Here is a 20,240-nt window from a genome sequence, read left to right as displayed (position 1 = left end):
CGATGCGCCCCACACTTGTAACAGCAGCGTTGACCCGCCTTCGCGCCCGGCTCTGCTCGCGCATGCGCGGTTTTGCCCGCGACGAACACGGCGTCGCCTCGGTCGAAATGCTGATGATGCTGCCGCTGTACCTGTTCTGCATCCTGGGCACCTTCACCTATTGGGATGCCTTTGATGTGATCAACCGCTCGCAAAAGGCCGCCTATTCGGTGTCTGACCTGTTGACCCGCAATCAGGATCTGCAAGGCGTGCCAGAGGCGTATGTGAACGGCATGTTCGGCACCATGCAATACATGATGGGCGACACACTGCCGACCAACACCCGGGTCACCAGCATCTTTTTCGACGATACCAACGGCTACCGGGTGCTGTGGTCGCGCTCCAGCACCACCACCATCCCGCGGCTGACCACCGCCACTCTGTCGACGATTCAAAGCCATCTTCCGATCATGTATGATGGCGATGCGCTGATCGTGGTCGAGGCGACGGTCGAGTTTGAACCGATGTTCAGCCTGACCAACTGGGCGATGCAGGCACTCGATCTGGACCGCATGTACCATGTTGTCGTGACCCGGCCGCGCTTCATGTCGAAAATCTGCCTGCGCGGCTACGCCTGCAGCTGATCCGCAGGCAAAGCCCCCTCACTCCTTGCGGATCATCGCGTTTAGCACCTCGGCCATATAGCGCGCCTCGTGCCGGTGGGTGACGCCGCCCACCCCCACTGACCGGCCCAGCCGCCACCACAGCCCCGGTGCCCAGCCACGCGGGGCCGCTTCTGCCAGCAACAGCGTAAACCCCCCCGCCGGCTTGAACGCAAACACCCCCCGGCGCACGGCGCGGATCTGATCCACCCGCGCCAGCACCACCCCGTGGTGATCGCTCAGCGCCGCGCGGGTCAGCATCAGGCCCTGCCCGGTCGACTGCCACATCCGCACCGACAGCCACAGACAGGCCGCGCCAAAGCCCAGCAGGAACACCGTCCAGCCGATCGCCGCCGCCGGATAGGTCAGCGCCAGATATACCAGCGACGCCCCCAGCACCGCCAGAAGGACCACCCCCACCACCCGGCGCGGCGGCGACGGGCGCAATTCGGCAAGCACGGGCAGGATTTCAGCGCTTGTGTCAGGCATCGGCGGCTCCGGGGTTGGCACTCTGACCCGCAGCCATAAAGCAGCGCTTGCCGCAGCGATAGGGGCTTGCGCCGGCGCGCGTCCCCACCCCGCCCCCTTGCCCGTCCCGCTGGACCGGCCTAGGGTCGGCGCAACCCAGCCGCTCTGGCTGACATGGATTGCCCGATGATGCCGCTTGCCCAACCGCGCCCCCGCCGTACCCCCCGCGCCCTGCTTGCGGGCCTGATCGGCCTTGCGGTCACGGCCTGCGCCCCCTTGCCCGATATCGCGGCCCGCACCAACACCCAGACCACAGCCCCACCCCCGGTTCTGGTGCCGCTGGGCGGCATTCTGGCGCAGGCCGATGCGGTGGGCAGCGGTGCCGGGGCCATCGACCCTGTCAACGCCCGCGCCGCCCGCCTGCGCGCCCGCGCCGCCGCCCTGCGCAGCCAATAGCCACACCCGCGCCGCGTTGCCTTGGCCCGGCAGGCAGGCTAAGACCGCTGCACACGCTGATACGGAGTTGCCCCCATGACCGCCCCCTCCCTGACCGCCCCCCTGCGCATTGGTCTTGCCGGTCTGGGAACCGTCGGAATCGGTGTGGTCAAAATCGTGCAGGGCCACGCCGATCTGATCTCTGCCCGCGCCGGCCGCCCGGTGGTGATCACCGCCGTCTCGGCCCGCGATCCGCAAAAGAACCGCGATGCTGACCTGTCCAATTATCCATGGGAAACCGACCCGTTGGCGCTGGCACAACGCGATGACATCGACGTGTTTGTCGAGGTGATGGGCGGCCATGAAGGGCCGGCCCGTCTGGCAACCGAAGCCGCCATCGCGGCGGGCAAGGATGTGGTCACCGCCAACAAGGCCCTGCTGGCGCATCACGGCCACGCGCTTGCCGTGGCCGCCGAGGCGCAGGGCCGGGTGATCCGGTTCGAGGCTGCGGTCGCAGGCGGCATCCCGGTCATCAAGGTGCTGACCGAAGGTCTGGCCGGCAACCAGATGCGCCGTGTCATGGGCGTGATGAACGGCACCTGCAACTATATCCTGACCCGGATGCAAGCCTCCGGCTTGCCGTATGAAACCGTGTTCGAAGAGGCGCGGCAGCTGGGCTACTTGGAGGCAGACCCCAACCTCGATGTCGGCGGCATCGACGCGGGCCACAAACTGTCGCTGCTGGCCGCCATCGCCTTTGGCACCAAAGTCAGCTTTGACAAGGTGGAACTCGAAGGCATCGGCAATGTCTCGATCGAAGACATCAACCTTGCCGATGACATGGGCTATCACATCAAGCTGCTGGGCGTGGCGCAGATGACAGGGCGCGGTCTGGAACAGCGCATGACGCCCTGCCTTGTCCCCGCCGACAGCCCGCTGGGCCAGTTGCAGGGCGGCACAAATATGGTGGTGCTTGAAGGCGACAGCGTCGGCCAGATCGTGATGCGCGGTGCCGGTGCCGGCGAAGGCCCGACCGCCAGCGCGGTGATGGCCGATGTCATCGACATCGCGCGCGGCACACGTCTGTCGACCTTTGGCCGCCCAGCGGCGTCCCTCGCCACGCCGGTCGCCGCAAAATCGGCCACACCCGCCCCCTATTACCTGCGCATGACCTTGCTCGACAAACCCGGCGCATTGGCCAAGATCGCCACCGCGTTGGGAGAGGCGGGGATCTCCATCGACCAGATGCGCCAGCTGAACCAGCCGAACGAGGCGGATAACAAGGCGACGGTGCTGATCGTGACCCACAAGGCGCAGCCCGCCGATGTGGCCTTCGCACTGGCCCAGTTCGGCCACACCGGCGTGCTGATCGGCGCCCCCGTCGCCATCCGCATCGAAGAGGTCTGACCGGGGCAGGGCTGGACCGTCCGCCATCAGCCCAGCCCCCGTCAGGGCGCGGCCAGCCCGCCCCAGATGCTCCGCCCCCCCATTCATCTGTTCATAAATATCCCGGGGGGCCGGGGGGGCTGGCCCCCCGGTCCTGCCCCTCCCGCCGCGCAACCCTTAAAATTTCATGAAAACACAAACACCAACCCCTTGTTTTTATTGAACACCAAAAAGCTGCGTCACAGTGAGCGCCCCTGCACGATATCTGCCAAAACCCCCGGCACCCCACCAATTTCCCGCCCCGGTTAGCGCCATCAGACTTGCCCCACGGCAACCGGGCAGGCTAAACCGGCGCACAAGCATTTCCAGATCAAAGGACAGATCATGACCGTCGCCCCGCCCAAAGTCGCCGAGTTCCAGGACCGCCTGCTGTCCCTCGGCCTCGCCCGCGTGTCCGAGGCGGCGGCTCTGGCCAGCGCCGGGCTGATCGGTCGCGGCGATGAAAAGGCCGCCGATCAGGCGGCGGTCAACGCCATGCGCGACCAGCTGAACCTGCTCGACATCAAAGGCGTGGTCGTGATCGGCGAGGGTGAACGCGACGAGGCCCCGATGCTCTACATCGGCGAAGAGGTCGGCACCGGCAATGGCCCGGCGGTCGACATTGCGCTCGACCCGCTGGAAGGCACCACGCTGACCGCCAAGGATATGCCCAACGCCCTGACCGTCATCGCCATGGCCCCGCGCGGCTCGCTCCTGCACGCGCCGGATGTCTATATGGAAAAGCTCGCCATCGGCCCCGGCCACCGCATCGGCACCGTCACGCTGACGATGACCCCGTCCGAGCGGGTGTCGGCGCTGGCCGCCGCCAAGGGTTGCTCCACCAATGACATCACCGTCTGCGTGCTGGAACGCCCCCGGCACGAGGAAATGATCGCCGAAATCCGCTCCACCGGCGCCGCGATCCGCCTGATCACCGACGGCGACGTGGCGGGCGTGATGCATTGCGCCGAGCCCGACCTGACCGGCATTGACATGTATATGGGCTCCGGCGGTGCCCCCGAAGGCGTGCTGGCGGCGGCGGCGCTGAAATGCATGGGCGGCCAGTTCTTCGGCAAACTTCTGTTCCGCAACGACGATGAACGCGCCCGCGCCCGCAAGGCAGGGATCGAAAACTTCGACCGCGTCTACACCCGCGATGACCTCGTGCGCGGCGACGTGATCTTTGCCGCCACCGGCGTCACCGACGGCAGCCTGCTGGCCGGCATCAAGCGCGAGCCCGGCCACCTGACGACTGAAACCATTCTGATGCGGTCAAAAACCGGCTCGGTTCGCCGCATGACCTACCGCAACCCGATCCGCCGCTGATCCCGTCGGGGCGCAGGCCAACCCTGCGCCCCTTTGCATTGCAGCTTTGCCAAATACTCCCGCCGGAGGCAGCCGCCCTCCCCGCAAACGCAGCCTTTACGGTTGAAGCCCCGTCCCGCTTGGTGCAGACCGCCCGCATGAACCCGCGCGCATTCCTCAACGTCGATGCTTCTGTCCTTGGTCGCCGCTGGACTGGCCCCGAGATCGAGGAAGAACGTCTGGCCGAAGCGATGGCGCAACAGACCCGCCTGCCGATGGCCCTGTGCCACACGCTGGTCCGGCGCGGGGTCTCGCCCGGCGATGCCCCTGCCTTCCTGGCCCCTGCCCTGCGCGACCTGCTGCCCGACCCGCTGACCCTGCGCGACATGGCCCCCGCCACCGACCGCTTTCTGCACGCGGTGAAGCAGCGCCAGCGCATCGCGGTCTTTGCCGATTACGATGTCGATGGCGGGGCCTCGGCGGCGCTGCTGATCATCTGGCTGCGCGCGATGGGGCGCGAGGCGACGCTGTATATCCCCGACCGCATTGACGAAGGCTACGGCCCCAATGTGCCCGCGATGCAGGCGCTGGGGGCGGCGCATGAGCTGATCCTCTGCGTCGATTGCGGCACGCTTTCGCATGAGCCAATTGCGGCGGCGGGCTGCGATGTGGTGGTGCTGGACCATCACCTTGGCACCGATACCCTGCCCGCAGCCGTGGCCGTGGTGAACCCCAACCGGCAGGACGAGTCCGGCGATCTGGCGCATCTGTGTGCGGCGTCCGTGGTGTTCCTGATGCTGGTCGAGGCGAACCGCCGCCTGCGGACAGATGGCGTGCAAGGCCCCGATCTGATGGCGATGCTGGATCTGGTGGCGCTTGCCACCGTCGCCGATGTGGCCCCGCTGATCGGGGTGAACCGGGCACTGGTGCGGCAGGGCCTGAAGGTGATGGCGCGGCGCGAACGGGCCGGGCTGGTGGCGCTGGCCGATGTGGCGCGCATGGATCAGGCCCCCACGCCCTATGCGCTTGGCTTCGTGCTGGGGCCGCGGGTGAATGCGGGTGGACGGATCGGGCAGGCCGATCTGGGCGCGCGGCTGCTGGCCAGCGATGACCCGCGCGCGGCGGCGGCAATGGCCGCCCGGCTGGACCAGCTAAACTCTGAGCGCCGCGAGATCACCGAACGCGTCCGCGAAGAGGCGATGGCGCAGGCCGAGGCGCGGGGTCTGGATGCCCCGCTGATCTGGGCCGCGTCTGAGGGCTGGCACCCCGGCGTCGTTGGCATCGTGGCCGCCCGGCTGAAAGAGGCGTTCAACCGCCCCGCCATCGTCATCGGACTGGAGGGGGGTGAGGGCAAGGGCTCGGGCCGCTCTGTCGCGGGTGTAGATCTGGGGGCTGCGGTGCAGCGCGTGGCGGCAGAGGGGCTGCTGATCAAGGGCGGCGGGCACAAGATGGCCGCTGGCCTGACAGTCGCCCAAGACCGGCTGGAAGAAGCAATGGCGCGGCTGTCCGACCTGCTGGGCCGTCAGGGCGCAGGCACCGAAGGCCCGCGCGCCCTGCGGATCGACAGTCTGCTGATGCCATCGGCCTGCACCCCCGCCTTTGTCGAGCAGATCGAGGCTGCCGGTCCCTTCGGCCAGGGTGCCCCCGCCCCGCGTTTCGCCTTTGCCGATGTGGCGGTCACCCCGCGCCGGATCGGCGACAAGCACCTGAAACTGGCAGTGTCTGACGGTATGGGCGCGCAGGTCGAGGCGATGGCCTTCGGGGCCTATGACACGCCCCTCGGCCCCGCGCTGGACGGGGCCGGCCACCGCCGGTTTCATCTGGCCGGACGGCTGGAACTGAACCACTGGGGCGGCCGGACCAAGGTGCAGCTGCGGCTCGAAGACGCCGCCCCCGCGACCGGCTGACGCCCCGCGTTTTTCCTCTTGCGAGTCAGGGCCGGTGCCACTACACACCCCCCACCGACAGCGTGGCCCGTTCGTCTATCGGTTAGGACACCAGGTTTTCAACCTGGGAAGAGGGGTTCGACTCCCCTACGGGCTGCCACTTGTCCTTGCATCTTCGTGTTTTGTCAGGCCCTGCGCGGCCCGGCACAGGGTTGTCTGCAACCCGCCTGCGCCCCGCATTCTGTGAAAACGGCAGTTCAGGCGTGCCGCAAACCTTTGATCTGGCCCCAGCCCCCCTCAGTTCCGGTTCAGCAGGTCCTTGTGATAGCGCCGCAGCAGCATCAGACCAAAGCACAGCGGCAGCATGCACCACAGCAACACATAAAGCACTGACACATATTCCGGTCGGTAAGTGGGGTAAAACCCGGCGCGGGCCAGTCCGGTGATATGCATCCACGGCAGGTAATACAGCACCTTTTGCGCCGCCGCCGGTACGCCTTCGTAGATGAAGAACACCCCAGATACGATGAACAACGGGCGGCTCAGGATTGACCAGGCGATATCCCAGACCTCGATCCGGGTGCCAAGGTAGCAGTTCATCGTGCCCAGCCCCAGCCCCAGCAGGGCCGAAAGTCCCATCGCCAGAGCAATTGTCGGCAGGTCAAGGATGGTGGTGGTCTGCGACACCGCAAGAATACCCCAAAAGATAATGATGGTGACCAGAAACCCGGTCAGCGTGTTCAGCAGAAAGCGGGCCAGCAGCGCGTCCATCCAGGTCACCGCCGGGTACATCAGCAGCGGTTTTGAAAACGACAGGGACCGGGCGGTGGTGTTGGCAATCGACTGATACAGCGAAAACGGCAGGTAGCCGGTGGCATAGAACAACAGGAAATCCGACCCCAGTGGCGGGCTGCTGAACATCAGCCCGAACCCGACCGCCATCACGATGATCGCCCCCACCGGCTCCAGCACGGCCCAGGAATACCCCCCGGGCGAGCGGCCATAGCGGGTGGACATCTCGCGCAGCATCAGGGCGGAAACCGTGCGGAATGTGGCCCACGACCGCCCCGGCCTTGGGCGGTCCATGGGCAAAAGCGGTGCCTCTGTCCGCTGCGGTGTGCCGGCCTCTGCCAAGGGAAATGGTCCTTGTCTGATGAAACTGCCTTCAGGTATGCTGGATCTGTGTAACGAGTGCAAATTATTCAGGACGGGCCTGCCTTGACCGAACCGGCAAAACCGCAAGACGCATCGGTTGATGCGCCCCGACCCACGCCAAGACCCATGACCGTGGTTCCCCCGGTCCAGGTGCCCCCCGCCGCCCCCAACCCCATCCCCGCCGCACCGGCTGTGCAGATGCGGCCCGTCGCCGGCCCCGCCAAATTGCAGCGGCGGCACTACGGGCTGATGCTGTCTTTCGGGGCCATGGTGCTGGTGCCGGTGATCCTCTGCGCGCTCTATCTGTTTGTGCTGGCCAATGACCAGTATGCCTCACGTGCGGGGTTCACCATCCGGCAGGAAGACGGCAACACCGCCAGTGCAATTCTGGGCGGGTTGTCGTTTCTGACCGGCGGGAGCCAAGGCGTGAACGCCGGGGTGCTGCATGAATTCATGCAAAGCCAGACCATGATGGAACAGGTCGATGCCCGCATCGATCTGCGCGCCCATTATGCGCAGGGCTGGCCCTATGATCCGGTCTATTCGATCTGGCCAGATGCCACGACGGAAGAGCTGTTCGGCTTCTGGAAACGGGTTCTGCGCCTGTCTTATGATTCCTCGTCGGGGCTGATCGACCTGACGGTTCAGGCGCTGGACCCTGACACCGCGCAAAACATCGCCATGGTCATTCTTGAAACCAGCCAGACCATGATCAACCAGCTGAACGACACCGCCCGGCGCGAGGCGCTGGCCAATGCCGACCGGGAGCTGGCGGATGCGGTCGAAAGCCTGCGGGTGGCGCGTGGTGCGCTGACCGTGTTCCGCGCCCAGACCCGGATCGTCGATCCGATCGCCGATATTCAGGGCAGGCTCGGCGTGGTGTCCAACCTGCAGCAACAACTGGCGCAGGCGCTGGTCGAGCTTGATCTGCTGGACCCGTCAACCCGCGTCGATGATCCGCGCCGCGCACAGCTGGAACGCCGGATCACCGTGATCCGCGACCGCATCGATCAGGAGCGTAACTTTTTCGGTGCCACCACGGATCTGTCTGACAGCACCTACCCCGAAATGATTGCACAATACGAAGGGCTGAGCGTCGATCTGGAATTTGCGCAGCGCAATTACACCGCAGCCCTTGCCGCACGGCAGGCCGCCGTGTCGAACGCCAACCGCCAGTCGCTGTATCTGGCCGCCTATATCCCGCCCACCAAGGCGCAGGATGCCGAGTTTCCGCGCCGGTTCATACTGCTGTCGATGATCCTGGGCTTTTTGCTGATGGCATGGGCAACTGCTGCGCTGATCTATTACAGCCTGCGGGACCGGGGCTGATGTCTGCCTGCGCACGGCAGGATGGTGCCCGGCCATGATGGTGTTTGAGGGCCTGTCAAAAGGCTTCTGGGTCAGGGGAGAGTGGCATCAGGTGCTGGACAACCTGAACCTTGTGCTGCCCACCGGCAAGTCGCTCGCGCTGTTGGGGCGCAACGGGGCGGGCAAGTCGACGCTGCTGAAAATCATCTCGGGCACGATGCCCCCGACCACGGGGCGGGTGGTGGTGCAGGGCTCTGTGTCCTGGCCGGTGGGCTTTGCGGGCAGCTTTCACCGCGACCTGACCGGGGCGCAGAACACCAAGTTCCTTGCCCGGGTTTACGGCGTTGATACTGAAACACTGACCAGCTTTGTCGAAGACTTTGCCGAGTTGGGCAAACATTTCCACATGCCGATGAGCACCTATTCCTCGGGCATGTATTCGCGCCTCGCCTTTGGGGTGTCGATGGGTATCGCCTTTGATACCTATCTGGTGGATGAGGTCACCGCCGTGGGTGATGCGCGGTTCCGGGAAAAAAGTGCGGCGGTGTTTGCCGAACGCATGAAAACCTCCAGCGCGGTGCTGGTCAGCCACAACTCATCGGATATCCTGAAGTTCTGCGATGCGGCCATTCTGCTGCACGATGGCCAGCTCAGCTATTTTGATGATGTGAAAGCCGCCCTTGCCACCCATGCCGCGCTGATGAAGTGACCTGCAGGCCGCAAAGCCGGTTCAGATGATGACGATGGACTGATCCAGCCCGTCAATCCCCGACAGGCCGACAAGGGTGATCATGGTGTTTGCGGCGTCAAAGGACAGCACCAAAGACCCGTCGTCATCCAGACCGCCAAAGGTTGTCCAGATCTGCTGCGCCGTCAAAGCCCCGGACTGCCCCTGCCACAGCCAGACGGACAGGTGCAGCCGGTCATTGTCGCTGGTCAGAAAATCGGTAATCCACGTCATCCCGCTGTTGATGTAGAACACAAAGGTGTCGGCACCCGCACCGCCCGTGACAATGTCATCGCCCGCACCGGCGACAATGGTGTCATTCCCATCGCCGCCATAAACGGTGTCATTTCCCCGACCGGCCCAGATCAGATCATCGCCCGCGTCGCCAAAGATCAGATCATCGGCCGCGGCACCATAGATGGTATCGGCACCGTCGCCGCCGTAAATCGTGTCATTCCCGGCCCCGCCTGCCAGTTCGTCCGCGCCTGTTCCGCCAAACAGCTGATCACGCCCGGCCCCGCCCCACAGCGTGTCATTGCCCGCGTCCCCTGACAGCCGGTCATTGCCGGCCGCCCCGCCCATAAGGTCGTGCCCGTCGCTGCCGATCAGCGTGTCATGTCCGGGGCCGCCCCAGACCTCATCATCCCCGTCTCCGGCATCCACACTGTCATCGCCGCGCGACGCCCAGATGATATCGTTCCCCAAGCCGCCGAAGATCGTGTCATTTCCCGCATTCCCGATGATGAAATCTGCGCCTGCAGCGCCCATGATCAGATTGTCGGCGTCATTGCCGTGGATGGTGTCCGGCCCCTGCCCGCCGTAAGCCTCTTCAATGACTGTGCCCAGCGCGACCACCACGGTGCCCCGTGCGCCGTATACATCCGAAACCCCGCCTTGCCGCATGTCGATCAGCTGCGCGGCGCTGGTGGCGCTGAAATCCATCCGGTCCCGCCCGCCCCGATCGACGATGGTAAAACCAAACTGCTCGCCCCCGTCCATCCACCATGGCCGTGCCACACCGTCAAACATCACCGCCATCGCGGTGCCAAGCCTGCCTGCGACGGTCGCGTTCGCGCCCCAGACCGTATCGCCGGTAAAGACAGCCGACACGGCAGGATACAGATATTCAAACGCCGCAAGATCCGCCGCCATCGGCGTGATCGGCTGAAAATCGGTCGCCTGAACATAGGTGTTCGCGGCAGCATCAAAATACGACATGATCGTCATCTGCGTGCTGTCGTTGCGATAGTGATTGTCGATGCCATAGCTGGCAGAGCCGTCGTAAAAACCGCCATGCCCCAGACCCAGCGCATGACCAATTTCATGCAGATAGGTCTGATAGGAATAGCTGCCAAAGCCCGTCCCGAAGGCATCAAGCCAGCCAGTGCTGACCGTCACCGTGGCGCTGCTGTAGGTTCCGTCGGCAGAGACCCCGCGCGGCCCGGCAAAGGCGTAAAGACCGCCACCATAGCGCGGATCATAATCGTCGAACACAATCGCCGCGCCCGCCGATCCGGTTTCGGCAAAGGTCAGACCTGTGGTGGCAGACCAGACCTCCAGCGCCATCCGCGCCAGGTCCTGCCCCTGTGCGGCCAGCGCGGTCAGGTTGACGGAGACCGCAAGGCCATCGCTGATCACCCCAAGCCGTAGCGCCGATCTAGCGATCCCCCAGCCGGAATCGGTCAGCTGGCTGGCGATCTGCTCTATCGTGAACACATCCGTCGCGGTGCGCAACGTGTACTGCCCCTGCGCCCCGCCTGATCCGCTGACATCCAGATAATAGCGCCCGCTGACCGACGGCGTGAAGCGCAGCATCGATGTGGCGTTGTCAGGTTCGGCGTCATCGTTGAACGCAACCCGGTTGCCCCCACTGTCGCGCAGGCCAAGCTGCGGGTCGCGGAGCCCGGCCCAACCGCCGGTGCCATAGGCTGTGAAGACATAGGCCTGACCGGCGCTGAGGGTGATTGCCACCCAATCGCTGTCGCCCGCCGTCAGCCTGCCGGTGAAGGTGTCGCCGACCGAAACCTGCGCCGGTGTCGCCGCAGATCCGGGAACATCCCCCGCCTCCGACATCGACGCCCGGCGGACCAGCCTGCTGGCATCAGCCAGGTCTGATCCGTGAAACTGTTCATTTGCCATCCGGTCTCCGACCCTGTGTCGTGGCCCTGCAAAACCGTAACCCGCAAAGGTGACCGTTCTCCTTACAAGAATCGCCGGGACGGGGCCTTCCGGGTGCAAGGTCAGATTTTGCGGCAGCCGGGGTGCCCATCGCGTCTGCCAACAAAATCTGCGCTGCGGACTGGCAAGGTTTGCCCCCCCACGGTCTGCACCCGGCTGTTTTCATCAACCTTTCCGAAATTCCACCGCAACCGCCCGGATTTGGCCGGTTTCCTGCCCTGCCCGCTGCGCGCCAACCGCACAGCCTGACTGACGGGTGTTACGGGTTGGGGTTGGGTCATGCTGCGCTTGGTGAGCCGCTTTTCAAGCGGGAATGACGCTATTGATCTGGGGATCACAGAGCTTTCGGTCATCGACGGGCCTGCGGGCTTGCGGATCTTTGCCTATTCGGGGGCCAATGGCGGCGTGGCCAGCTATGGCATCGGCGCAGATGGCGACCTGTCCCCGGTTGCGGGAAGGGCGATGACAACCGCGCACGGGCTTCTGGCGGAAACCGATATGGTGGTGGCCCATCTGGGCACCTCCACCGCCGTTCTGCTTGGCCTTGCCACAGGCGGCGGGCTGGCCGGATGGGTGTCGAACCTGTCGGGGGGGATCGGGCAGCCGTTCTCCCTTGCCCTGCCCCAAGGCTTCAGCGGCCGCATGGTGATTGCGGATCAGCCCGACAGCAGCGCGCCGCTGTATGTGCTGGCGGCAAACAGCGGGCGGGTGGCGGTGTATGATCCCGGCAGCGCCAGCCTGACCGAGCTGTCAACCGGAGGGGCCGCCCTTGCCGGCACCTTCAGTCTTGTGCAGATCGGCGCAGAGAGTCAGCTGCTGCTGGCCATTGATGCCACCCGCAGCAGCCTGACGGCGCTGCGCCATGATGCGGCCAGCAACAGCCTGATCCCCACCGCATCGCTGTCGGCAAGCGACGGGCTGGCGGTGGCGGCGCTGTCCGATCTTGATGTCGTGCGTATGGCGGGCCAGACCTTTGTGATCGCTGCCGCTGCAGGCACCTCCAGCCTGACCGTGATCCGCCTATCGGATCAGGGCCAGCTGACCATCACCGATCATGTGCTCGACTCGCGCGACACCCGCTTTGCGTCAGTCCGCGCGGTGGACACGATAGAGGTCAACGGTCAGGCCTTTGTCGCCACAGGCGGCGGCGATGACGGGGTGACCCTGTTCCGCCTGCTGCCGGATGGCAGGTTGCAAACCCTTGCCACGCTGGAAAACAGCATTGCGGGCGGGCTGGCGAATGTCACCGCCGTCAAGATCATCCACAGCGGCGACAAGCTGTTCATCGTGGTCGGGGGCGAAACCGAAGCCGGGCTTGCCGTGCTGGAATGGCGGCTGGGGGCCATCGGTGCGGTGATCACCGGCACCGGCACCGGGGCCACGCTGCCCGGCACCATCGGGGACGACATCATCACCAGCGGCGCGCCCGGGCAGATCCTGTCGGGCGGAGACGGTGCCGATGTCCTGATTGCCGAAACATCGGGCACAAGGCTGACCGGGGGGGCGGGCCGCGATGTTTTTGTGCTGCGCGACGCGGCAATCCTGACCACCATCACCGATTTTGAGCGCGGGGCCGATACGCTGGACCTGACCGGCTGGCCGATGCTGCGTGACCTGTCGCAGCTGACGGTCACGCAGCGCAGCGATGGCATCACCCTTGCCTTCGGGGGCCGTTCGGTGACGGTTCAGGCGGCAGACGGCCGCCCGCTGACAGTGGCCGAGGTGTTTCCCGCAGGCATCGGCCCGGCGCGCATCCCGGTCGCCACCCTGACCGCCAGTTCCGAAGGCGGCTCTGCCCATGGCGCAGGCGACGGGGCCCTCAGCCCGGGCGCGCCGGAAACCCCGGGCGGCGGCACAGCAGAACCGCCCCCACCTCCTCCACCTCCGCCGCCCATGCCCGCCATCCACATCACCGGCGGCATCACCATCAACCCCGCCACCGGCCCGACCGAAATGACCCGCCTGCCGGACTGGTCAACCGACCCCGGCTGGCAGAACCTGTCCACAACGCCTGTCAACCGCACCGGCACCCCGGGCCATGACACGATCATCGGGGCGTCGGGCGCAGATTCGCTGGATGCGGGCGGCGGGAATGATGTGGTCTACACCGGCTTTGGCAATGATACCGTCTTCGGTCTGGGCGGCGACGACTTCATCTTTGCCGCCGGGGGCGACAACGAGCTGTGGGGCGGCCCCGGCAATGACGTGATCCGGGCGCGTGACGGCAATAACCTGATCGGCGGCGGGGCGGGGCATGACCTGCTTGACGGCGGCAATGGCCAGAACACCATCTGGGGCGGGTCCGGCAATGACACGATTTTCGGCGGCGACGACTCTGACACCATCGGCGGCGGTCCCGGCAATGACCTGATCTTTGGCTATGACGGCGATGACGAACTGTTCGGTGCCTCAAACCATGACACCATCCACGGCGGGGCCGGGAATGACACCATCTGGGGCGGTCCGGGCAATGATGTCATCGCCGGAGGGCCGGGTGATGACCTGATCGCCGCCGGGGCCGGCACCGACCATGTCTGGGGCAATGAGGGGGCAGACACATTCCTGTTCTACCGCTATTACAACGACACCTATGTCCATGATTTCAGCATGGCTGAGGGCGACCAGATCCAGCTGACGCAATGGATGTTCCGGGGCACCTTCCCCTCGGGCGATCACATCGTCCAGACCTATGGCCGGTTGACCGCCAATGGCATTGTGCTTGATTTCGGGGTGTCGGACACGGTGATCCATCTGCTGGGGGTGACCGATCTGCAGGCACTGGCCGACCATATCACGGTGATCTGATCGCGCATCCGGGCACTGCCTGCGCATGTTTTAGATGGAAGTCCCGCGCGATTTTGTGTTGGCTGCACAGATGACCCAACTGCCTGCGCCCCATCCCCTGCCCGCTCCGCGGATCAGCGTCATCCTGCCAGCCTTCAACGTCGGGCACTATATCGCTGCGGCCATCGCGTCGCTGCAATCCCAGACATTCACGGATTTTGAGGCGCTGGTGATCGACGATGGCTCAACCGACACCACCCGCCAGCAGGCCCTGAGCGCCATTGGCACCGACCCCCGGTTCCGGCTGACCCAACAAGCAAACCGGGGCCTGTCGGGCGCGCGCAACACAGGGCTGGACCTTGCCCGCGCCCCGTTCATCGCCTTTCTTGACGGCGACGACCGCTTTGCCCCCACCTTCCTGCAAAGCCTGCACGACACCCTGCACAGCACCAGCGCAGACTGGGTGGCCTGTGGCGTCGCCTTCTGCCCCCCCGACGGCACCCGGCACCCGCATTCCGCCATCCATGGCCAGCCAGAGCCGCGCGCGGACGGGCAAGCCGTGCCCTTCGCGCTGGAGGACTGGGCGGATGTGATCTGCCATTTCCCCTCGGCCTGGAACAAGCTGTACCGGCGCGACTTCATCGGCGACCAGCGGTTCGACGATGGCACATGGTATGAGGATCACGGCTTTTTCCATCGCCTCGCCGCCAAAAGCCGGGTGCTGCATCACATCTCTGACCCGCTATACCTCTACACGCTGGACCGTGACGGCCAGATCACCCGCGCCGACAGCGACCGGGTGTTTGACCAGATCGCGGTACTGGAAACCTCGGCCACAGTTTTCCGCGCCTCGGATAAGACCGGCGCAGAAACCGGGCTTTCCCGGTTGGCCACACGGCTGTTCTGCGAACGGCTGGAGGTGATCCGCACGCCGCAGCGCGCCACATGGTTCCGGCAGGAAGCGGCTGATTTCTTCGCCCGCCATCAGCTTGCACCCGACTGGCGATGGGACCGTCACATCGATGCGCTGCAGGCCTGCAGCTTGTCGGGCACGCCAGCGATAACGATCCGCCACGACGCGGCAGCCGATGACGATGCTGCCCGCCACACCCTCCTGCCCGACCCGTCATCGCCGCTGGCCCCGTTCTTCCGCCTCACCACGGCGGATCAGCCTGCGGATCACACCGGCGTCGTGATCGACCTGCCGGGCAGCGGGTGGGTGGATCACAACGCGCTTGCAGACCTTGCCAGACAGCTGCTCCACAGCGATCTGGCGGCAACGCTTGTCACGCTGATCCCCACGGCCCCACAGCCGCAGCCTGTGCTGTCACCCGACAGCGCCCTAGACCTGACCCCGACGCGGCATGCCCTGCTGGTCAAAGCCGCCTTCGCCTGCCAGCCCATCAGTCCCACCCCCCAGCTGCGCCTTGCCGAACAGGCCCTGCGGCTGTGCGCAGCGCAGGCACCCATCACCTGCGCGCAGGCCCGTGTACCCATGCCCCGGCAGATCACCCCCCCGACACTGCCCGACATGCAGGATCTGGACCAGTGGGCGGCCGCCCTTGCCCCGCTGCTGCCGCGGGGCGGCGCGCGCCGGTTGTTCCTGCGCGCCGCCTCACTGCGGATGGCGCAGGACCAGCAGCGGGGCAGGCTGCGCCTTGCCCTGCTACTGCGCCTGTGGCTGATCGGGCGGAAACGCGGCTGGACCGGCACAAACGGCACCATCGACGCCGACACGCCCCCGATCTTGCGGCGAATCTTCCGCCAGAAACCCGCCGGGTGATTGCAACACACCGCCCGCCACCGCATAACAGACCTGTACCCGTACCAGTATCCGCAGACAGGCCCCAGATGATCCCGTTCCGCACAGCAAACGGCGCTACCTTCCGCTGCCAGATCGACCCGGACTGGGCCCCGCATGCCAACCTGAACTTCTACACCGCAGGGCAGGGGCAGATCGCCTTTCACCTGTCGCTGCGCCTGCTCGACGGGCTTGCCGTGATCAACCGGCAGGACCACGTGGGCTGGCACCGCGAAGAGCATATCGCGCTGACCTTTCCCAAACGCCGCTTCACCGTGGCACTGTCCTTCGACGCCCACGGCGTTGGCGTCGATCTGGACGGCGAAGGGCTGGGCCGCTTTTCCCGCCTGCCCCGCTTTGACCGCGCGGCACGGTTTTTGCTGCGGCGCGGCTATCCGCAGCTGTGCCAGATCACCCTGTGTGCCGCCGAAGGGGCGGTGCCGTGGGAAACCATCGAGACGCGGGACCACAGCTTTGACCGGCTGTGGGATGGGCTGACACCCGCCAGCGGCCTTGTGCTGACCGACCGGATGGAACTGGCCGAGCGCCTGCCGCGCGGCCAGACCGCGCCGCGCCATGGCGTGATCCTGCCCGGATCTGCAGGTCCGGTCGCCCTGAGCCCCGCCACACAGGCCCCCACATCGGTGCCCAACACCTTTGCCCTGCCCGAAGGCATCGCCGCCGTTCTGGTGCCGGGGCGGATCTGGCTGGACACCGCCCCGGGTGCCACTGCCGAACTGCCGGTGATTGACCTGACAACGGGCCGCGCCTGCCCGCCCCTGCGCATCGACCGCGCCGGCCTCGCCGACCGGCTGCTGCGCCAGACCCGCAACGGGGCCATCGCCAACGACGACATCGCCGCGCTGCAAGCCATCGAGCATACCTGCCATTCCGGCATCTGGCCCGACCTTGACCCGCAGGTGCAGACCGCCCTTGTCACCGCCGCCGCCCGCTTCGGTCTGTCAGGCTTTCTGACCACGGCCATCGGTGCCACGCCCGCAGTGCCCGCACCCACAGCCATTCCCGCGCCGCCGCTCGCCGACCTCACCGCCGACCTGTCGCGCCTGCTTGCCACCAGCCCCGACCGTGCGGCCCTCGCCGACTGGCTCGACCGCGCCCTGCCCGCAACGGACAGCACCGACACCGAGCATCTTGCGCTGACCCTCTGCCCCAGCTTTTGCGATCACAACGCCTTTGACCTGCTCTACGACGCCATCTGCGCGCGCGGTCTGCCCCCGGTCCGCGCCAGTGATGATGTGGGCTATGTCTCGCTGCGGCTGCCGTTCCAGCTGCTGGAGGGCGACTATGATCAGGTCATCCACCGGATGCACCTGCTGGCCAGCCGCCATGGCGGCTGGCTGGCCAGCACTGCCCTCGGCTGGATCGCCCGCGCTGTGGCCCCGCCCGGCGCGCTGCCCCTGCCGGACGCGCAGCGCCATGCCATCATCGCGGCCTTCTGCGCCCTGCTGAGCGCGCAGGCCAAAGACCCCTGGGGCCGCACCCCCTGCCATGGGTTGATGGATGGCCTGCTTGCCCTGCTGTCACAATTGCCCCGCCTGCCGCCCGACCTGCGCGCCACGCTGGAACAGACCGCGCTGAGCGCCTATGGCCTGTCGCCCCGGTTCTGGTCGCTCCTGCCCTCTGCCGCCGATACCAACACTCTGTCGGCCTTTGCCCCCGGCCTGCTGACCGCCGGGCGCGCCTTTGCCAGCCTGACCGACCCCGCACACAGCGCATCGTCCCTGTCCACACTGCACGCCCTGAACGTTCAGGGGGTGGCCTCTGCCGCGCTGTGCCTGCATCCCGCCGCCGATCTGCGAAGCAGCGCGCCCTGGCACCCGGACCTGCATCTGCGCGACCTGTTCCGGCCCGGTGCCACCGATGACCCAAATTTCGACGTCCGCTCTGCGATCGCCCGCAGCCAGCCCTCAACCGGTCGCGCCCCCCGCCCTGCCCCGTTCGAGGCGCTGGAACGCCATACCGGCCAGACCGCCTTTGACCTGATCACCGACTGGCCCACGATGGCCCCGCCCCAGCGCCTTGCGCGGCTGGAGGCTGTGCTGGCCGATGCACTGGCCCTGTCGGGCGAGGCTGCCGCGCATGTCGGGCTGGCGGTCAGCCTTGGCCTGATCCGCGCCCTGCGCGATGACGCCGGGGCGGTCAGCCGGGTGCTGACCGCCTTGCGCCAGATGGTCACGACGGCGCAGATCACGCCCCGCGCCCTGATCTCCCCCGCCGCAACACCGGGACTGCAGGCGGTGCGCGCCGACCCCACGCTTGGCCCACTGGTCAATGCCGCCCTGAACCTGCCCGCATCGCCCACAGGGCCCGCCACCCCCCCGCCCGATGCCGCGACCGCGCTGTTCAACACCGTCGTCGTGGTGATGTCCTGCCACCCCAACCTTGCCACGCGCTTCCCCGCCATGCGTCTGGGCTGGCTGGCCGACCTTTCGCGGCTTGGCATTCCCTATATCGTGGTTGTGGGCGGCGCGGGCGGATCGCAGGTCGCCGATGTCATCCCCCTGACCGCCCCCGATGATTATGAAGGCCTGCCGCAGAAGACCCTTGCCGCCATCACCCATGTGCACCAGCACTTCCCCGGCCGCCGGATGCTGAAGGTGGATGACGACTGCTTTCTGGATGTTGAGGAATACTTCTTCAGCCTGTCCGGCCTGAAGGCCGATTACTACGGTCGCCCGCTGGCGCGCGCGCGTGGGCAGATGGACCGCAGCTGGCACATGGGCAAATCAACCACATTGCGGGGCCGGCATGATCTGGACAAATCGCCCGAACCCTCCACCTACGCCGATGGCGGCTCGGGCTATCTGCTCAGCCCCGCAGCCATCACCGCCCTGCTGGCAAACGCCGCCACGGCAGAGGGTCAGCGCCTTGTTCAGGCGTCGTTCATGGAGGATAAGCTGGTGGGTGATTTGCTGGCCCTGTCCGGCATCCGCGTCTCCGGCGATGACTACCGCGTCCATGTGCTGCGCCGCGCGCGGGCCGGGGGCCTGCCGGTGCCAAAATGGGAAAACACCTGCCTGCCCTTTGCCGGGTCGGGCGTCAAACTTGCCCATCTGGACGGGCATGATCTGCAGGATCTGGCCACCCGCACCGCGAAAACCCGCCGCCCCGCGACCGACAAGATCTGGCCTACGCTGATCCCGGCCCGGCTTGGCGCGCAATCCCACGCGCTTGACCTGATCTCGCCCGCCGTGCGGTTTGACCTTGCCCGCAAGGCCCCGGTGGCGGTGGTCGCCTGTGTGCGCAATGAAATCGCCATGCTGCCGCATTTTCTGGCGCATTACCGAAACCTTGGCGTCGACAGCTTTCTGATCGCCGACAACGGGTCGGACGACGGCACGTTGGAGCACCTTGCCGAACAACCCGATGTGGCGCTGCTCGCGGTCGACTCGGACTATAGCCAATCGCATTACGGCGTGCTCTGGCAACAGGCGCTGCTGGCCCAACGCACGGGCCTCTGGTCCATGGTGGCCGATGCAGACGAGTTTCTGACATGGACCGCCGATGCTACCGGCAGCCTGCCCGCCCTGCTCGCAGGCCCTGATTTCACCGACTATGACGCCGCCCGTATCTTCATGCTCGACATGTATCCGCAAGGCCCGCTCTCAGCCACCGACTTCACCGATCAGCCCCCCTTCACCGCCGCGCCCTTCATCGACCGCGCGCCGTTCCGGACCACCGCGCTGGGGCGCGGCCCGTTTTCAGATGCGCCGACCTTTACGTCCGCCACCCGCCACCGCCTGCTGCCCGGCTCACGCCCCGAACTGTTCGTGGCCCAGAAAATCGCGCTGCTGCGCTATCAGCCGTGGATGCGCCTGTCAGACGGGTTGCACTATGTGGCCGAAACCCGGCTTTCCCCGCGCGCCCTGCTGTTTGGCCATTTCAAATATACCGCCGCCTTCCGCGCCAAAGCGGTGGCCGAGGTGGCGCGCGGCCAGCATTTCAACAATGCAGAGGAATACCGTAAATACCTGACGCTGATCAGCGAGGGGCGTGAGACCATATTCGACCCCGCCCTGTCGGTGCGCTGGACCGACAGCCCATTCGTTCACTCTATCCTGAGCACCGGCAAACCGCCCGCCCCCTAAAGCGTGTCGCGGTTGATG

The 20,240-nt window shown here is 66.2% G+C and carries 13 protein-coding genes and 1 tRNA gene; 11 read left to right on the top strand and 3 right to left on the bottom strand.

The window, feature by feature from the left end; all coding sequences use genetic code 11:
- The first annotated feature begins 2 nt into the window (after nt 1-2).
- Nucleotides 3-623 (top strand): TadE/TadG family type IV pilus assembly protein, encoded by a 621-nt coding sequence (locus Q7J44_RS03360; protein ID WP_304876979.1) that lies wholly within the window; start codon nt 3-5, stop codon nt 621-623.
- 18 nt (nt 624-641) lie between these two features.
- On the opposite strand, the gene Q7J44_RS03355 is transcribed toward Q7J44_RS03360, so the two are convergent.
- The gene (locus Q7J44_RS03355) at nt 642-1,130 is read right to left on the bottom strand and encodes a hypothetical protein (protein WP_304876978.1); all 489 of its coding nucleotides are present in this window, start codon (nt 1,128-1,130) and stop codon (nt 642-644) included.
- A 165-nt stretch (nt 1,131-1,295) separates the two neighbouring features.
- Between Q7J44_RS03355 and Q7J44_RS03350 the strand changes: the two genes are divergently transcribed.
- From Q7J44_RS03350 to Q7J44_RS03330, 5 genes are all read left to right on the top strand, one after another.
- Entirely contained in the window at nt 1,296-1,565 is a 270-nt protein-coding gene (locus tag Q7J44_RS03350; protein WP_304876976.1) for a hypothetical protein, read from the top strand.
- 90 nt (nt 1,566-1,655) lie between these two features.
- Nucleotides 1,656-2,951 (top strand): homoserine dehydrogenase, encoded by a 1,296-nt coding sequence (locus Q7J44_RS03345; RefSeq protein WP_304877069.1) that lies wholly within the window; start codon nt 1,656-1,658, stop codon nt 2,949-2,951.
- A gap of 363 nt (nt 2,952-3,314) precedes the next feature.
- The gene (gene glpX, locus Q7J44_RS03340) at nt 3,315-4,295 is read left to right on the top strand and encodes a class II fructose-bisphosphatase (protein WP_304876974.1); all 981 of its coding nucleotides are present in this window, start codon (nt 3,315-3,317) and stop codon (nt 4,293-4,295) included.
- A 137-nt stretch (nt 4,296-4,432) separates the two neighbouring features.
- Nucleotides 4,433-6,181 carry a single-stranded-DNA-specific exonuclease RecJ gene (recJ, locus tag Q7J44_RS03335; RefSeq protein WP_304876973.1) on the top strand — a complete coding sequence of 583 codons (1,749 nt, stop codon included), beginning with the start codon at nt 4,433-4,435 and terminating at the stop codon, nt 6,179-6,181.
- 64 nt (nt 6,182-6,245) lie between these two features.
- Nucleotides 6,246-6,320, top strand: a tRNA-Glu gene (locus Q7J44_RS03330).
- A 137-nt stretch (nt 6,321-6,457) separates the two neighbouring features.
- Here the strand turns inward: Q7J44_RS03330 and Q7J44_RS03325 are convergent.
- The gene (locus Q7J44_RS03325) at nt 6,458-7,294 is read right to left on the bottom strand and encodes an ABC transporter permease (protein ID WP_304876972.1); all 837 of its coding nucleotides are present in this window, start codon (nt 7,292-7,294) and stop codon (nt 6,458-6,460) included.
- 147 nt (nt 7,295-7,441) lie between these two features.
- Between Q7J44_RS03325 and Q7J44_RS03320 the strand changes: the two genes are divergently transcribed.
- Nucleotides 7,442-8,644: a sugar transporter gene (locus Q7J44_RS03320; RefSeq protein WP_304876970.1), complete on the top strand. Its 1,203-nt coding sequence runs from the start codon at nt 7,442-7,444 to the stop codon at nt 8,642-8,644.
- A 34-nt stretch (nt 8,645-8,678) separates the two neighbouring features.
- The gene (locus Q7J44_RS03315; RefSeq protein WP_304876969.1) at nt 8,679-9,332 is read left to right on the top strand and encodes an ABC transporter ATP-binding protein; all 654 of its coding nucleotides are present in this window, start codon (nt 8,679-8,681) and stop codon (nt 9,330-9,332) included.
- A 21-nt stretch (nt 9,333-9,353) separates the two neighbouring features.
- Here the strand turns inward: Q7J44_RS03315 and Q7J44_RS03310 are convergent, their stop codons facing one another.
- Nucleotides 9,354-11,489, bottom strand: a complete 2,136-nt coding sequence (locus tag Q7J44_RS03310; protein ID WP_304876967.1) for a M10 family metallopeptidase C-terminal domain-containing protein — start codon at nt 11,487-11,489, stop codon at nt 9,354-9,356.
- A 318-nt stretch (nt 11,490-11,807) separates the two neighbouring features.
- Between Q7J44_RS03310 and Q7J44_RS03305 the strand changes: the two genes are divergently transcribed.
- The 3 genes from Q7J44_RS03305 to Q7J44_RS03295 all read left to right on the top strand — a co-directional run bounded on the left by Q7J44_RS03305 (nt 11,808) and on the right by Q7J44_RS03295 (nt 20,222).
- Nucleotides 11,808-14,333: a hypothetical protein gene (locus Q7J44_RS03305; RefSeq protein ID WP_304876965.1), complete on the top strand. Its 2,526-nt coding sequence runs from the start codon at nt 11,808-11,810 to the stop codon at nt 14,331-14,333.
- A gap of 70 nt (nt 14,334-14,403) precedes the next feature.
- Nucleotides 14,404-16,095 (top strand): glycosyltransferase family 2 protein, encoded by a 1,692-nt coding sequence (locus Q7J44_RS03300; protein WP_304876963.1) that lies wholly within the window; start codon nt 14,404-14,406, stop codon nt 16,093-16,095.
- Nucleotides 16,096-16,163: 68 nt separating this feature from the next.
- A complete protein-coding gene (locus tag Q7J44_RS03295) occupies nt 16,164-20,222 on the top strand; it encodes a glycosyltransferase family 2 protein (protein ID WP_304876961.1) in 4,059 nt (1,352 codons plus the stop codon).
- Nucleotides 20,223-20,240 lie beyond the last annotated feature (18 nt).

The sequence above is a fragment of the Pseudotabrizicola sp. genome, from assembly GCF_030656345.1.
Classification (GTDB): domain Bacteria; phylum Pseudomonadota; class Alphaproteobacteria; order Rhodobacterales; family Rhodobacteraceae; genus Pseudotabrizicola.
The sequence above is the reverse complement of the archived record's forward strand: the minus strand, read 5'-3'. Positions and strand labels throughout refer to the sequence as shown.

Bases quoted from the DNA above. Each gene is read 5' to 3' on its own strand.
- Q7J44_RS03320 (WP_304876970.1), top strand. From the start codon at position 7,442: ATGACCGTGGTTCCCCCGGTCCAGGTGCCCCCCGCCGCCCCCAACCCC.
- Q7J44_RS03360 (WP_304876979.1), top strand. From the start codon at position 3: ATGCGCCCCACACTTGTAACAGCAGCGTTGACCCGCCTTCGCGCCCGG.
- Q7J44_RS03350 (WP_304876976.1), top strand. From the start codon at position 1,296: ATGATGCCGCTTGCCCAACCGCGCCCCCGCCGTACCCCCCGCGCCCTG.
- Q7J44_RS03355 (WP_304876978.1), bottom strand. From the start codon at position 1,130: ATGCCTGACACAAGCGCTGAAATCCTGCCCGTGCTTGCCGAATTGCGC.
- recJ (WP_304876973.1), top strand. From the start codon at position 4,433: ATGAACCCGCGCGCATTCCTCAACGTCGATGCTTCTGTCCTTGGTCGC.
- glpX (WP_304876974.1), top strand. From the start codon at position 3,315: ATGACCGTCGCCCCGCCCAAAGTCGCCGAGTTCCAGGACCGCCTGCTG.
- Q7J44_RS03310 (WP_304876967.1), bottom strand. From the start codon at position 11,489: ATGGCAAATGAACAGTTTCACGGATCAGACCTGGCTGATGCCAGCAGG.
- Q7J44_RS03295 (WP_304876961.1), top strand. From the start codon at position 16,164: ATGATCCCGTTCCGCACAGCAAACGGCGCTACCTTCCGCTGCCAGATC.
- Q7J44_RS03305 (WP_304876965.1), top strand. From the start codon at position 11,808: ATGCTGCGCTTGGTGAGCCGCTTTTCAAGCGGGAATGACGCTATTGAT.
- Q7J44_RS03315 (WP_304876969.1), top strand. From the start codon at position 8,679: ATGATGGTGTTTGAGGGCCTGTCAAAAGGCTTCTGGGTCAGGGGAGAG.
- Q7J44_RS03300 (WP_304876963.1), top strand. From the start codon at position 14,404: ATGACCCAACTGCCTGCGCCCCATCCCCTGCCCGCTCCGCGGATCAGC.